We start from the raw sequence: 13703 nt of genomic DNA, 5'->3' as shown, positions 1-13703 counted from the left end.
CCTTTTAAAGATTAACTTTTAAGTTAACTTAATAGTTTAATATGGGCTTGCGGATTTCATTTTATTGAATAGAGTGAGGGTTGTCAAGTTGAGATAGCCCTGTTGTTAGGTTAACTTTTAAGTTATATAATGTGAAGACAAGTCGAGGAACGACACGGAAAGGGTTATCGAGATGGATATTGAAGTCAGCAGTCGCAATATGGGTTTTTTGGAGTGCTTCTCTTCTCCTACACGGGTTAAAATCATTGAGTTGCTGGGCGAGAGGCCAATGAATATAAAGAGCTTGTCGGAAGCGCTAGCTATAAAGTCTCCGATCGTCACCAGACATATACATATGCTGGAGGAAGCGGGAATCGTCCGCAGCGAGATGATTGCCGGGAAAAGGGGGATGCAGAAGTTGTGCCATCTTCATCTGGGCCATGTCAACTTGATGTTCAAGGGGGCGCCGAGATTGGAGGATAGGAGCCGGTATTTCGTGTCTTTGCCAGTCGGTGCCTACGCCTCCTATGAGGTGAAGCCGACTTGCGGTCTGGCCTCTGCCGAGAGGATGATCGGCATGTGCGACGATCCCCGATATTTCGCTGACCCGGAGCATGTGCATGCACGGGTAATCTGGTTCGGATCAGGCTACGTCGAATACCGCATTCCGAACTATATGGTAAGCAATGAAAAGCCGGACTCGTTGGAGATATCGCTGGAGATTTGCTCGGAGACGCCTTGCACAGTCAATCATCTCCCTTCAGACATCGTATTTTCGGTGAACGGGACGGAGGTAGGGACCTGGACATATCCGGGCGACTTCGGAGGAGCACGCGGCATCTATACACCGGACTGGTGGTATAAAAACATCCATTACGGGCTCATGAAGACGATCCGCGTAACGCGCCAAGGCTCGTTCATTGACGGCGTCAAGGTGTCCGATGTGACGATCGAAGGACTTTCTTTATCCTATGACAAGGAGATTTTGTTCCGGATTGCCTGCAGTGCCTCGGCCAAAAATTGCGGGGGCGTTACGCTGTTCGGCAAGGACTTTGGCAATTACAATCAGGATATTGAAGTGACGTTAAGATGCCTGTAAGCCGGGGTAATCCTAATGGAGCATATAAAAGAAAGAAGGGCAGGTCCAATGCAGCGCTGCATTGGACCTGCCCTCTCTGGTTGTATCCCCTTACGGCTAGGGGATGGTTTTCACGTAGTGCTCAATAAATTTCACAGCGTTGTCCGGATGCTTCGCGTTGGCGCGTACGCCGGCGATCAGCTCGATCTTCATCATCGGCAAATCCTTGAACAATTGCGATTTGCTCAGATCGATACCATAGACGGACCCTTCGGGATCGTCATCCGTTTGCAACGAAAGCGCGGCGGGGCTGTCCCCGTATGCGGCAAGCTCGGAGCGGGTGTCCAGCGGCAGGAGCGCTCCCTGCGGCCCAAGCCATTCGAACATGTATTTGTCCATCAGGTACAGATCCGGAACTTCGGCCATGAGCGTAACGAGCGCCTTCTGCAAGTATGCGTATCTGCCCATATCATCCTGAGGCACAAAGATGGTAGAGTACTCCACTCTTTTCCACTCTGGGAACGGTTCCATTAAACTCTCTACTACAAGGTTCTTATCTTGTCCACTCTCTTCCATAAAGGTTCCCATGAAGGTGACCTCCAGATCCATTGGCGGAAGGCTGGCCAAATATCGTTCATGCTCCTTATGATCGATATAGCTCATAATGCCATAGATAATAACCCCGATCAGCGCGATGGCGCCGAGCGTATGAAACTTGTAGTATCGCCAGAAGTGATCCAGCTTCTGCGCTTTGCCTGCCATGTTCTTGTATTTGCCGTATTCCTTTTCGTTGAACGCTTGCGTAAACTTCTCGTCCTCGCTGGCGAGAATGAGCTTGTATGCGTTCGTCATCTGCCCGAATTCTTCGTCTCCAGCCCTGTCTCCCGACTTGGATCGAGCTTTCTCCCGCCTGACCAGCGTCGAATAGCGCTTTTCCACTTCTTCCTTCGGCGCATGCTCCTTAAGTCCCAATACCTTGTAGGCTTGCTTCAAATCGTCCACTCTGTCACCTCTATTGAATTAGGAGATCTAGCAATCTGCTATATACAAGTATACGGAAAAAGGGAAGGTCAAAGCAAACCTAGAACGTCTATATTTTTACCCGGCATGGTACAATGGGAGGAAGTTTGCCCCGCGCGGGCGTATTTTATATCGATCAAGATGATTGGAAGAGGTGAGTATAGCTTGTTCGACCCAACTATATTCGATAATTTAAAGGTAGCCTTCGAGAATGAATTATACGATCTGGACAATCTGGATCGGATGATTGATATTACAGGCCGCAGGGATATGCTGGACATGGCTGTCATGTCCCGTGAGTTCTCCTTGTCGTTCCGACTTGCGGGAAGCGGCGACGGCGTGACGGCCGAGCTTATGCTGGATACCTCTCTGCGTGACCTGTCGGCGGAGATTTTGGAGCTGAAGGGGGAAAAGGCTGCTTGCGGCCTGGCTATTCGATTTCATACCCTGGTGGAGGCGAATGACCTTGAAGTGCGCTGCCGGGAGATCGAACGGTGCATCGTCGATATTTGGATGCCGGAGGAAGGTCCCGTTCAGACGCTTAGCCGAGTGTTCGGGGAGGAGAGCGAACGCTATCGCAATCAGGTAGAGCTCCGCTTCCGCCGCCGGATCGGAGAGGAGCAGATGGACGATATCCCGGAGCTGATTGAGCATGCTGTCCGCACGCTGGAGGCGCTGGCGTGAAATAGTTGCTATTTTCAACCCTTAGCTCTATGCTATAGTACGAGTGAACAATTGAAGAGAAAATCCGGTTCAACCGCAAGCCAGCAGGCTTAGTGGTGCCGGGAGAGGTTCGCGAACTCCCTCTATAAAAAACTAAAAACGAAAAGCGGTAGCCTTCTGTCCAGGCATCGTCGTTTTTGTGTTCGGCGCATTCGTGTTTCCCCTTCTGTTCGGGGTGAGCGAGGCGCCGTTTCTTATTTCTATGCACCGAGTCCGTAGGGATTCGGGCGGAGTTCCGCCTCTTCTCAATTTGGGAGGAGACATCTTATGTTGAAGAATGAAGGGGCCGTTGTTGTATTCAGCGGAGGGCAAGACAGTACGACCTGCCTGTTTTGGGCATTGGAGCAATTCGCCGAGGTGGAGGCGATAACGTTTAACTACGGGCAGCGCCATAAGCTGGAGCTGGATTGCGCGGCGGAAATCGCCGTTGAGCTTGGGGTTAAGCATCATATCTTGGATATGTCTCTGCTGAACCAGCTTGCGCCGAATGCGCTGACGCGGGATGATATCGCTATTGAGCAGAAGGATGGCGAGCTGCCGACGACGTTCGTCGACGGGCGCAATTTGCTGTTCCTGTCGTTTGCGGCGGTGCTGGCGAAGGGCATTGGCGCGAGGCATATCGTCACAGGCGTATGCGAGACAGACTTTAGCGGCTATCCCGATTGCCGCGACGTATTCATCAAGTCGCTTAACGTAACGCTTAACTTGTCCATGGACTATAACTTTGTAATCGATACGCCGCTGATGTGGCTGAATAAAGCGGAGACATGGGCGCTCGCGGACGAACTCGGCGCGTTCGACTTCGTAAGGGAGCGCACGCTGACCTGTTACAACGGCATCATAGCTGACGGCTGCGGCGATTGCCCGGCTTGCGGGTTGCGCCGCAGAGGATTAGAGGAATATGTAGCGTCGCGCGAGACGCGGGGAGCGGGATTATGATGCTTCAGCAAATCTATCCGTCTGTGCCGCATTTTTATCTATACGAGCTGAATAAGGACTTTCAATTCGACGCAGCCCACTTCGTGCCAGCCGAAGCGGCAGGCAAGTGTCAGCGGATTCACGGTCATACGTATTACGCCAATGTGACCGTTGTCGGGGACGCTCTGGATGAGTCCGGCTTTCTCGTTAATTTCGCTGCGATTAAGGGGCTGATCCATGGCCGGTTCGACCATACGCTGCTTAACGACGATGGGGAGAGCTTCGATGCCGCGAACCCGGATCGCTTCCCGACGACCGAGGTGGTCGCTCGGACGATCTGGGAGCTGGTGCAGCGTTATTTGGACGGCATGCCGAACAAGCCGGTTTGCCTCCAGGTTTATTTGAGAGAGACTCCGACCAGCTATTGCATCTACCGTCCGAAGCGAAAGGCGGCTTCCCATGAGTAATCCGAGACGCATACCGGTAATGGAGGTATTCGGTCCGACCGTACAGGGAGAGGGCATGGTCATAGGCCGCAAGACGATGTTCGTCCGTACGGCAGGCTGCGACTACCAATGCGCTTGGTGCGACTCGGCCTTCACGTGGGACGGCACCGGCAAAGATGAGATTCGGCTGCTGTCCGCAGGCGAGGTGATCCAGGAGCTGGAGCGAATTGGAGGTTCTTCCTTCGATCATGTCACCCTATCCGGCGGCAATCCGGCGCTGCTCCCGCAACTCGGGGAGTTGATCGTCGGCTTGCATGAGCGGGGTATCAAAGCCGCGCTGGAGACGCAAGGCAGCCGGTGGCAGCCCTGGTTCACCGATATTGACGATCTAACGCTGTCTCCCAAGCCGCCAAGCTCCGGCATGACGACGGATTGGGCGGTGCTGGACGATATCGTGGAGAGACTGCTGAATCAGGGGAGCGACTTCTGTTTGAAAGTCGTTGTATTCGACGAAACAGACTTGGCCTATGGGAAGTCTGTGCACAAACGATACGCGGATGTGCCGTTCTATCTCCAGGCCGGCAACGGCAATTTGACGGAGTCGGAGCCGCACCTGATGCTGCCATATCTCGTAGAGCGGTATGAGTGGCTGATCGAGCTTGCGATGGCAGATGACGAATTGCGGGGCGTGCATGTGCTTCCGCAGCTTCATACCTGGGTATGGGGCAACAAGAAGGGCGTATAGTGGCAGCGAATGGACACAACAAGTCGACCGGATTGCCGGGAGCGACGTTTATCATAGAATAGGAAGTGAACATCTTATGGCAGGAAGAAACCAGGAAGAGTTGGTACAGGGAGGCATTACACATCTGGGCAACCAGGGGACGAAGTATCCGTTCACCTACGCGCCGGAGGTGCTGGAATCATTCGATAACAAGCATCCCGGCCGCGATTATTTCGTCAAATTCAACTGTCCCGAATTTACGAGCTTATGTCCGATTACGGGCCAGCCGGATTTTGCGACGATCTATATTTCTTACATTCCCGATGTGAAAATGGTGGAGAGCAAATCATTGAAGCTGTATCTGTTCAGCTTCCGCAACCATGGCGATTTCCACGAGGATTGTATGAATATTATGATGAACGATCTGATTGCGCTGATGAATCCGCGCTATATTGAGGTATGGGGCAAGTTTACGCCGCGCGGCGGCATCTCGATTGATCCATATTGCAACTGGGGCCGTCCCGGCACCAAATATGAGGCGATCGCTGAACATCGTCTGATGAACCATGATCTGTACCCTGAAAAGGTGGACAACCGATAACAGATTGCAATTCGTGGTACGGTTGTGTTCCAAAAAACGTCTCGCCCGCCCGGAGCGCCATCAGCTTCGAGGCTGACGGGGCGTTTTTTATTTTGGCTGATCTAAGTCATTAAAGTGCCGCGTAATGAGCTGGTTTGTGCTACGATGTATGAGTTGTTCGCGAGCAACATAGCGCAGCAACTCTATTAAACCGCAAAGGCGTTGTTATTATATGAAGAATGTGCTCATCACCGGCTACCGCGCGCATGAGCTGAACATATTCAGTCAGAAGCATAAAGGCATCAAGTACATCCAGCAGGCGATTGTGGGCAAGCTGCGTCCTCTCGTGGAAGAAGGACTCGAATGGGTCATTACGCCGGGACAATACGGTGTAGATCTATGGGCCTGTGAAGCGGTCATCGAATTGAAGCGTCAGTACCCGGGGCTGAAGCTTTCCATCATTACAGCCTATGCCAATCCGGAGGAGGGTTGGAAGGAAGACAAAAAAACGTATTACCAGAGTCTTGTCCCCGGCGTCGATTATTGTGCTTCGATTTCGAAGGGACCCTATGAGGGTGCTTGGCAATTCACGGCACGGGACGAGCTGCTGCTTCGCAAGACGGATGGCATTATTCTAGTCTATGATGAGGACGCAGGCGAGGGAAGCCCGAGGTATATGAAGGAAAAGGCGATGAAAAAAGCGCATGCCGACGGTTATCAGTATATTTCGATTACATCCGACGATATTCAGAGCATTGCGGACGAAGCGGGCTATCGGGAGATAGATGAAACATTTCAAGAAGAATAGGTTGACAGCTTCGCGGAGAGGTTGCTATAATTCATCAAAGACATTAATTCCGATAGGTTATATGGGAATTATAGATCATTTTTATAAGGAGGCACTACCCATGACTACAACTAGAGTAAGATTCAGCCAATGGACAGTCGCGCTGCTGGCAGCGTTCGCTATTCTGTTCACGGCAACAGCTTCGCATGCCGCGCCACTAACGGCATCCCAGCATGCCTTGGACGGGGCTGCCGAGTACAAGCTGTTCCTGGAGGACAAATTCGACGTCTCTCTGGAAGGCAAGATAAGCAAAGGAAACTTCATCAGGGCTGTAGCTGATGTACTGAACATCGAAGCGCCAAAAGACAAAGCCGTGTTCTCCGATCTGTCCTCTTCGGACGATCTATACGACGCTGCTGCTGCACTCTACGGCAAAGGAATTCTGCAAGGACCTGCTATTGGCGGCGAGCTGCCGCTGACGAACGCGGTAGCTGTATCCATTGCGATTAGAGCAGCAGATCTTAAGGAGCTGGCTTATACATACCCAACTGCCAAAGTAGACAAAGCATTGGGTGAGCTTGGCATCTCCGCTGCGGGTCTAGGCAAGCATGTTTCACAAGAGCTTGCGGCTGCAGTTGATACGGGCTTCATTCCTGCGGAGTACCGCCAAGGCTTCTCTCCTAGAGCGACAGCGAACGAAGCGTTCATAAACGTGCTGCTAGGCAAGGTGCTGGAGACTAAAGGCCTGTACAAAAATTACATCGGCTACATTAGCGATGCCGACATTATTACTAAGCTGAACCAAGCGTATGCGACATCGGACATCATCCAGGCTCCGAAGCTGCAGAAGCTGGTTAATACGGCACTGGAGCAAGAGCTGATTACCGGCTACAATTTGAAAGACTCGCGTTTCGAATCCAACTTCGTGGATGAGCTCGCGCTCACTTACGGACATTCGAATCTCAAGCACGCGATTCAGCTGATCGGCTTGCTGCGCAGCGAAGGGCTGGACGCGAAGGTGCAATTCGAGCCAAAAACATCCGCTTTCGTCCATCTGCTAGAGTGGGGCGATCCAGGACCGAACGTTGTGAAAATTGCCAACGGCAATTATATTGCTTATGCCAAGGAGTATGACCTGGAATTCGAATTCGCTACAAAAAAGGACAAAGAAGCGTTCCAAGCGATCATTCTCGCCTATGCGAAGAAAAATTCAGCTGACCAAACCGGCCTTATCGCCTCCTCATGGTGGCAGCCGCTTTATTATTCCGCAACGGAGCTTGCAGATTATGAAGTGATCACGAACAACCTGATCACGGATCCGGAGAGCCCGTATACGGTGCATCCATTCTCGCTTAATGAGAACTCCGAAGCGGTGGTAAAGGGCTTCAAGGCCATTGATCCGGATGCTGTTATTACACCGTATAAATTCTGGGTAGACGTGCCATTCTTCAACTACTTGCACGGTGAATCGACCTAGAACCTGTAATCTTATTCTTCCTATAAAACGGTCATCCTTCGGGACGGCCGTTTTTTTGCGTCTGCCAAACTCGCTGTTCTGCGGAAACCGATCTTTGCCTGTTTTACCCGAACGGCTGTTGCCTTTTTATACAGCCCGAATCCTTGGATAGGGACAAGTTAACAGACAGGCTGACCACACCCCGCATATAGTATCTCATACATTGAAATGAAAAGAGGTGCAGGACATGCCGTTAATCTGGACTTGTTCCCTGACAGGCATAGTGGGGTCTATTATTACGTTTGCGTTTGGCAACTGGGCGGAGTCGCTTACCGTTCTCGTTGTCGCGATGGGAATCGATTACGTAAGTGGTGTCGCCGCGTCAATTAAGGAAGGAAAAGGGTTAAGCAGTTCATTCGGAGCTTGGGGACTTGCCCGTAAAGGATTAATGCTGCTTGTCATTTTGCTTGCCCACAGAGTGGATATACTGCTTGAAACCAGCAACGTGACGATGGGAGCCGCCATCTATTTCTATATTGCAAACGAGCTGATTTCAATAACGGAAAATTACGGAAGAATGGGACTGCCTTTGCCCGAGAAAATTCGCAAATTAATTGCGGTGCTGAAGGAAAAGTAAGGCAAGGCTCGTTAACTGCAGTTTCCTAAAAACCTCCAGGCGCGGGCCTCTCACATGCCGCGGAGGTTTTTTTCGCTTGCATGGAATTACGTGATTCGCATATAATGAGAACAGGTGTTCTTATTCGTTAAAAGCAATGCGATGGAGGGGTGGCTATGGCCGCTAATGGAATAGAGGAGCGTGGGACAGCTGCTTTTGTGGCTGCGCCGCCTATACAGACCGAAGACGAGCTTGCGCTTGTGAAGCGATGCGTACTGCTTGGTATTGTAACGCGCGTATTGGATCATGATATACGGGTTGTCGATTCGTCGGGCATGAAGCTGCCGCGCTTCTACGAATCGCTGCTTCGGGGCATTCAGGATCGGGTGCTGCTGGATTTGGCCGACTTGCGCAGAGGGTTCCGCAGCCGCGGAATTAAGATTTATGAAGAGAAGCAGGAGAAGGATGGATTGCTTGCCAAGTATGTATGCCGCGGCTATCATCATGAGTTTTATATGCTGTGGGGCTTTGTGAAGGCGGAGTCGGAGCGTATGCTGAAGCAATATTTGTCCAAATGATGTCCGAATTGTTCATGGATTTGTCAAAAAAGAAAAAAACTTTTCCACTTTACGCAGTTTAAGGTTGAGAACTTCGGACGATCTTATGTAATATAAGAGGTAGACATTATGATCGTAAAGGGGAGCACGTAGCAATGCACAAATGGATTATGTTCGTCGTCTTCACCGCGGCAGCAGTGCTGGGTATTTATCTTCTTACTTTCAACCTGCCTGAGAAGCCGGTTGACGAGTCTGCCCAATTGCCTGAAGGCGTATCGCTTATGAAGATCGAGGCATACAGCGATTTTACGTTCAACCAGGAAGTATTCACGGCGAAAGTTGGAGACAAAGTTATTATGAAGTTGCAGAACAAGAGCGGCGTTCACGGCATTCATATTGACGAACTGCAAGTAGCACTGGATAACAAGACGCCGGAGACAGAACTGGAATTCACTGAGCCGGGCGAATATGAAATATATTGTTCGGTTCCTTGCGGCGCCGGACATACAACGATGAAAGCGAAGCTTATCATCGAGGCAGCGTAATGAGCAAGAAAGAAGAAAAGGAGCCGAGAGGCTCCTTTTTCCCATTAATCTGATGTTCCGAGGTTAAGCGGCGGAACGGCTTCTTCTGCGGTCGCGAGCGATGAGGACGTCTGTGATGTAGCCGATGACGGCCCAGCTAATAATCGTGAGCGCGTACATGAGCAGGACGCTTACTTCATGAATATCGACGAAAAAATCAGTAAACCATGCCGGAATGCTAAGCATGAAAAAAACCATGTTATGCGGGTCGTAGCCCGTGTAATTAAAAGCGCAGATCGCAACAGCGATCAGGGTAGCGATGATCGTAACGGTGTAGCGCATACGAATTGATCTCCTTTAACTAAAGATTGCCGTAATGCGATCCCATAGGTTATTATGTGACAAAAGGACGAAACTCATGCCGAAAGCGCAGGGCAACTCTAATAAACGATGATTCCAGGAGGCTATGATCATGATTACACATATCGTTTTCTTCAAACTAAAGGATAACAGCGCAGAAAGCGTGGAGCGCACGGCAGGAGTGCTTCGCGATATGGAGGGCAAGATCGACGAACTGAAGCATATTGAAGTGGGTATTGACGTGCTCCACTCGGAGCGTTCATACGATATCGCTCTAATTACAAAATTCGATTCGATGGCTGCTCTGGAGGTTTATCAGGTTCATCCTGTGCACAAAAAAGTAATCGAGCATATGACACAAGTACGCGAAGCTTCTGTAAGCGTTGACTTTGAAAGCTAAGGGGTATCCGAGATCATGCAGGAGATGAGAGACGTATACGAAATGCTGACTTATTTGCTGGTCATCATTTTTAGCAGTATTATTATGGTCGCTTGGTTGAAACGGAGAGCAAAGCGCAAGAAATAAAGAAGTTAACCGAAAGCAGGGAATGCGATGTATTACGTGAATCAGGAGCAGATCGCTGTCCGCCTGGACGCGATACCGGAGCTGGCAGAGGCGATGAACGCGCTGGCCTCCGACTGGAGAGGCGACTTGCTGCAAGGACTGGCACAGGAGCGCGCGCTTCATCTTGCCATCGAGACCGTAACGGACGTAGGCAGCTATCTGATCGACGGCTTCATTATGAGGGACGCAAGCAGCTACGAGGATATTATTGAAATTGTAGGCGGCGAAGGGGTGTACTCCGCCGAGTTGCAAAATGTGCTGACAGAGCTTGTTAAGCTGCGGAAGCCGCTTGTACAGGATTATTATGACTGGCCGCGAAGCGAGCTGCATCCATTTACAGTAGAGTTACCTGCAAAGCTGACGGCATTCCGGGATTCGGTCGAGCGTTATTTGAAGCAGGAGCTGAGTTTGTAGACTTTAGAGTCTCAAGAAGCTTGAGGCTTTAGGACCTGGAGCACGCTATCGCAGCCGGAAGGCAGATCGAATGGGCGGAGGTGGAGTCGTGAAACGAATGGATAGCGACAGGCAAGATGGACGTGAGCCGAAGTCCGCTTCTTCGACCCGAGAACGCATTCTTCTGCTGATGAAGACGCGAGGCAGGGTGAGCGCAAGCGAGCTTGCCGCTGAATTGAAGCTGACGGAAATGGCGATTAGGCGTCATATGTACGAGCTGGAGCATGCGGGCAGCGTTCAGACGGTAGCGGTGCGCCAGCCGATGGGCAGGCCGCTGCATAAGTTCGAGCTGACGGCCGTCGCAGACGAATTGTTTCCGAAAAATTACCATGCGCTGGCGCTGGATTTGCTGACGGAGCTGGATGAAGATCCCGAGACGGCTGGGTTGATCGACCGCATGTTCGAGGGGAGAATGCGCAAGCTTCGTGATCGCTTCTTGCCCCGAATGCAAGGATTGGATCTGGAGGAGCGCGTTCAAGCGCTAGCAGCCATCCAGAACGAAGGCGGCTATATGGCGCAGGTTGAGCGAGACAGCGAGAATCGGTTCACGCTGCATGAGTACAATTGCCCCATTACGGGAGTGGCAGGGAAGTACGAACAGGCTTGCAGCTGCGAGCTCGCTTTGTTCCGCAGCTTGCTGGAAGTGCCAGTGGAGCGCACGGAATGCCTGGCGAAGGGCGGCGGCCGCTGCAGCTACTCCATTGATGGTAAGGCGAGCTTATAAACCGAAATTAACTTAAAATGGAATGACTATAGAATGAAGCTTGGCCCAGCAGCCAAGCTTTTTTTTGCGACAGCAAAATGTACTACCGATGCATTTCTAACAGGAATATATTTCAAGTAAAAAATAAAATGAAAGCGGTTGCATAAAGAATAAAGAGGTGATATATTATTGGCACAGAAACCGCTTTCTATTGTTCAAGAAATTTTGTAACCGGTTTCGCGATTAAGAATGATTTGAAGGAAATGATGGTGAACGTTCTAATGAAACCCAATATTCAACATGTTGCAGAACGAGCGCAAGTATCAAAAGCGACAGTGTCGCGAGTGCTTAACAACAATCCACAAGTAAAGGGGGAGATCAAGGAGCGTGTTCTTCGCGCGATCAAGGAGCTCAATTATCGTCCGAGTACAATCGCAAGAAATTTGGCAACTAACCAGACCAATACAATTGGATTGATTCTGCCCGATATTACGAACCCTTACTTTCCAGTGCTGGCCCGCGGAATCGAGGATGCTGCTCACAGGCTTGGATATACGATCTTTATCAGCAATACGGATAATGATCCGAAGCTAGAGCAGGATATTATTCACAAAATGGTGGAGCAACAAGTTGGAGGAATCGTACTCATTTCGTCGACGCTCGATGAGAAGGCGGTCAACGACCTGACGAGTTTGCAAACGCCTATCATACTTTGTGACCGACTAATCGAGAATAAACCGTTTGACGCCGTGTCGATCGACAACTATAGAGCAGCCCAGGAAGCAGTCCAATATTTGATTGGACAGGGACACACCCGAATTGCACATCTTGCAGGTCCTAAAAATATTCAATCGGCGGTAAGCCGAAGAGCAGGTTATGTAGACGCCATGCTTGCGGCAAATCTTGAGCCGTTCGTCAGTGTGGGCACCTTCAGCTACGAATCGGGGGTGCACCAGACGGGGGATTTGATTCATGCCTATAAACCGACGGCTATATTCGCAGCGAACGATCTTATGGCGCTTGGAGCCATGCATGAGATCTATCGACGGGGAATGCGAGTGCCGGAGGATATTTCTATCTTCGGCTGCGATGACATCGCGTTCAGTGCCATGTCGCGACCGTTGATGAGTACAATATCGATACCTGCTTATCAGATCGGAGTAACTGCGGTACAGCTGTTGGATGATCGCATGAAGGGGGTGAGGGCGGGTTCGAAAAACGTGATTTTGGAACACAAGCTTATGCACAGAGAATCGTGTATCGGGGTGAACCGGAAATGAGTGCTAGCATTGTAGTTGTAGGAAGCCTGAATATGGACATGGTGGTCAGCTTGAACCGTCGCCCGGATTGGGGGGAAACCGTATTGGGGAAAAATTTCTTTATGAATGCCGGCGGCAAAGGGGCTAATCAGGCGGTCGCGGCCTGCAAGCTCGGGGCTGATGTCGCTATGATTGGCAAGGTAGGCAATGACTTGTTCGCCGATCAATTGCTTGCCAATCTGGAGCAGGTCGGGGTCGACTGCAGTGCGATTGAGAAGATACCTGAGGAAGCGACAGGTGTAGCGTTCATCACATTGAACCCGCATGGTAACAATAGTATTGTCGTGGCGCCAGGTGCCAATCTCCGGCTAACGCCCGAAGATGTGCGAAAGCGGGAGGAGCTGATCAAGCAAAGCAAGCTGCTGATGGTACAGCTTGAAATTCCGCTAGAGACAGTGAAGGAAGCAATTATGCTTGCGAAGCGGCATCAGGTTCCTGTTCTGCTTGATCCTGCGCCAGCGCAAGAGCTTCCGGAAGACATGCTCGCAATGGTAGACTACATTCTTCCTAATGAGAAGGAAATTGCTCAATTGACCGGTGTTGAGGTTTCCGACCCATTGTCGGCTAAGCTTGCGGCTATCGAGTTAATTAATAGGGGCGTGTCGACCGTATTTGCGAAGTTGGGGGAAAAAGGTGTCGTAGTCGTAAGCGCGAACCGAACCTTCTTCATGGAGCCTTACAAAGTCAATGCTGTCGATTCCACAGCGGCAGGCGATGCGTTTGCCGGTGCGGTAGGAGCAGCCCTTGTAAGTGGCAAGGACATTTGGGCAACTGCCAAATTCGCCTCCGCCATCGGTGCGATTACAGCGACGAGCATGGGGGCTCAAGTTTCCATGCCAAGGCTAAAGGAAGCTGAACAATTTATTAAAGAAGCAGCACACAACCAGTGATCAGG

General features: G+C 50.8%; 18 protein-coding genes and 1 riboswitch. Of the genes, 16 read left to right on the top strand and 2 right to left on the bottom strand.

All coding sequences use genetic code 11. From position 1 onward, the window contains the following. Positions 1-172 precede the first annotated feature (172 nt). The gene (locus DX130_RS11220) at positions 173-1078 is read left to right on the top strand and encodes an ArsR/SmtB family transcription factor (RefSeq protein ID WP_116045194.1); all 906 of its coding nucleotides are present in this window, start codon (positions 173-175) and stop codon (positions 1076-1078) included. 96 nt (positions 1079-1174) lie between these two features. On the opposite strand, the gene DX130_RS11215 is transcribed toward DX130_RS11220, so the two are convergent. Further along, positions 1175-2059, bottom strand: coding sequence for a J domain-containing protein (locus DX130_RS11215; protein ID WP_116045193.1), 885 nt, complete (start codon positions 2057-2059; stop codon positions 1175-1177). Between the two features lie 183 nt (positions 2060-2242). Between DX130_RS11215 and DX130_RS11210 the strand changes: the two genes are divergently transcribed. From DX130_RS11210 to DX130_RS11165, 10 genes are all read left to right on the top strand, one after another. Next, entirely contained in the window at positions 2243-2761 is a 519-nt protein-coding gene (locus DX130_RS11210) for a hypothetical protein (RefSeq protein WP_116045191.1), read from the top strand. Positions 2762-2859: 98 nt separating this feature from the next. Further along, positions 2860-2903: riboswitch (PreQ1 riboswitch) on the top strand. Between the two features lie 167 nt (positions 2904-3070). After that, entirely contained in the window at positions 3071-3739 is a 669-nt protein-coding gene (gene queC / locus DX130_RS11205) for a 7-cyano-7-deazaguanine synthase QueC (RefSeq protein WP_206098817.1), read from the top strand. After that, positions 3739-4185 (top strand): 6-pyruvoyl trahydropterin synthase family protein, encoded by a 447-nt coding sequence (locus DX130_RS11200; RefSeq protein WP_116045914.1) that lies wholly within the window; start codon positions 3739-3741, stop codon positions 4183-4185. The genes queC and DX130_RS11200 overlap by 1 nt, the downstream gene beginning before the upstream one ends. Beyond that, complete coding sequence (gene queE, locus DX130_RS11195) at positions 4178-4909, top strand: 7-carboxy-7-deazaguanine synthase QueE (RefSeq protein ID WP_116045188.1); 732 nt, start codon at positions 4178-4180, stop codon at positions 4907-4909. The genes DX130_RS11200 and queE overlap by 8 nt, the downstream gene beginning before the upstream one ends. Before the next feature lie 76 nt (positions 4910-4985). Beyond that, positions 4986-5489 (top strand): preQ(1) synthase, encoded by a 504-nt coding sequence (gene queF / locus DX130_RS11190; protein ID WP_116045187.1) that lies wholly within the window; start codon positions 4986-4988, stop codon positions 5487-5489. 211 nt (positions 5490-5700) lie between these two features. After that, positions 5701-6276, top strand: a complete 576-nt coding sequence (locus DX130_RS11185; protein WP_116045185.1) for an SLOG family protein — start codon at positions 5701-5703, stop codon at positions 6274-6276. Between the two features lie 100 nt (positions 6277-6376). Then, the gene (locus DX130_RS11180; RefSeq protein ID WP_116045183.1) at positions 6377-7732 is read left to right on the top strand and encodes a hypothetical protein; all 1356 of its coding nucleotides are present in this window, start codon (positions 6377-6379) and stop codon (positions 7730-7732) included. A 226-nt stretch (positions 7733-7958) separates the two neighbouring features. Continuing rightward, complete coding sequence (locus DX130_RS11175) at positions 7959-8348, top strand: phage holin family protein (protein WP_116045181.1); 390 nt, start codon at positions 7959-7961, stop codon at positions 8346-8348. 155 nt (positions 8349-8503) lie between these two features. Then, positions 8504-8905: a YhjD family protein gene (locus DX130_RS11170; RefSeq protein WP_116045179.1), complete on the top strand. Its 402-nt coding sequence runs from the start codon at positions 8504-8506 to the stop codon at positions 8903-8905. A 134-nt stretch (positions 8906-9039) separates the two neighbouring features. Further along, positions 9040-9429 (top strand): cupredoxin domain-containing protein, encoded by a 390-nt coding sequence (locus DX130_RS11165; protein ID WP_116045177.1) that lies wholly within the window; start codon positions 9040-9042, stop codon positions 9427-9429. A 63-nt stretch (positions 9430-9492) separates the two neighbouring features. Here DX130_RS11165 and DX130_RS11160 read toward each other — a convergent pair whose 3' ends face one another. Beyond that, positions 9493-9750 (bottom strand): hypothetical protein, encoded by a 258-nt coding sequence (locus tag DX130_RS11160; RefSeq protein ID WP_116045175.1) that lies wholly within the window; start codon positions 9748-9750, stop codon positions 9493-9495. Between the two features lie 130 nt (positions 9751-9880). On the opposite strand from DX130_RS11160, the gene DX130_RS11155 reads away from it, so the two are divergent. From DX130_RS11155 to rbsK, 5 genes are all read left to right on the top strand, one after another. After that, on the top strand, positions 9881-10168 hold the full coding sequence (locus tag DX130_RS11155; RefSeq protein ID WP_116045174.1) for a Dabb family protein: 288 nt from the start codon (positions 9881-9883) through the stop codon (positions 10166-10168). A gap of 153 nt (positions 10169-10321) precedes the next feature. Further along, positions 10322-10747 (top strand): DUF86 domain-containing protein, encoded by a 426-nt coding sequence (locus DX130_RS11150; RefSeq protein ID WP_116045172.1) that lies wholly within the window; start codon positions 10322-10324, stop codon positions 10745-10747. 97 nt (positions 10748-10844) lie between these two features. Next, positions 10845-11510, top strand: coding sequence for a helix-turn-helix transcriptional regulator (locus tag DX130_RS11145; RefSeq protein WP_116045912.1), 666 nt, complete (start codon positions 10845-10847; stop codon positions 11508-11510). Positions 11511-11770: 260 nt separating this feature from the next. Beyond that, the gene (locus DX130_RS11140) at positions 11771-12769 is read left to right on the top strand and encodes a LacI family DNA-binding transcriptional regulator (RefSeq protein WP_165861225.1); all 999 of its coding nucleotides are present in this window, start codon (positions 11771-11773) and stop codon (positions 12767-12769) included. Further along, entirely contained in the window at positions 12766-13698 is a 933-nt protein-coding gene (gene rbsK, locus DX130_RS11135; protein ID WP_116045169.1) for a ribokinase, read from the top strand. Before DX130_RS11140 ends, rbsK begins: the two co-directional genes overlap by 4 nt. Positions 13699-13703: the final 5 nt, after the last annotated feature.

It is taken from the genome of Paenibacillus paeoniae (assembly GCF_003388735.1).
Classification (GTDB): Bacteria; Bacillota; Bacilli; order Paenibacillales; family Paenibacillaceae; genus Pristimantibacillus; species Pristimantibacillus paeoniae.
This window is presented reverse-complemented; position numbering and strand designations above follow the sequence as displayed.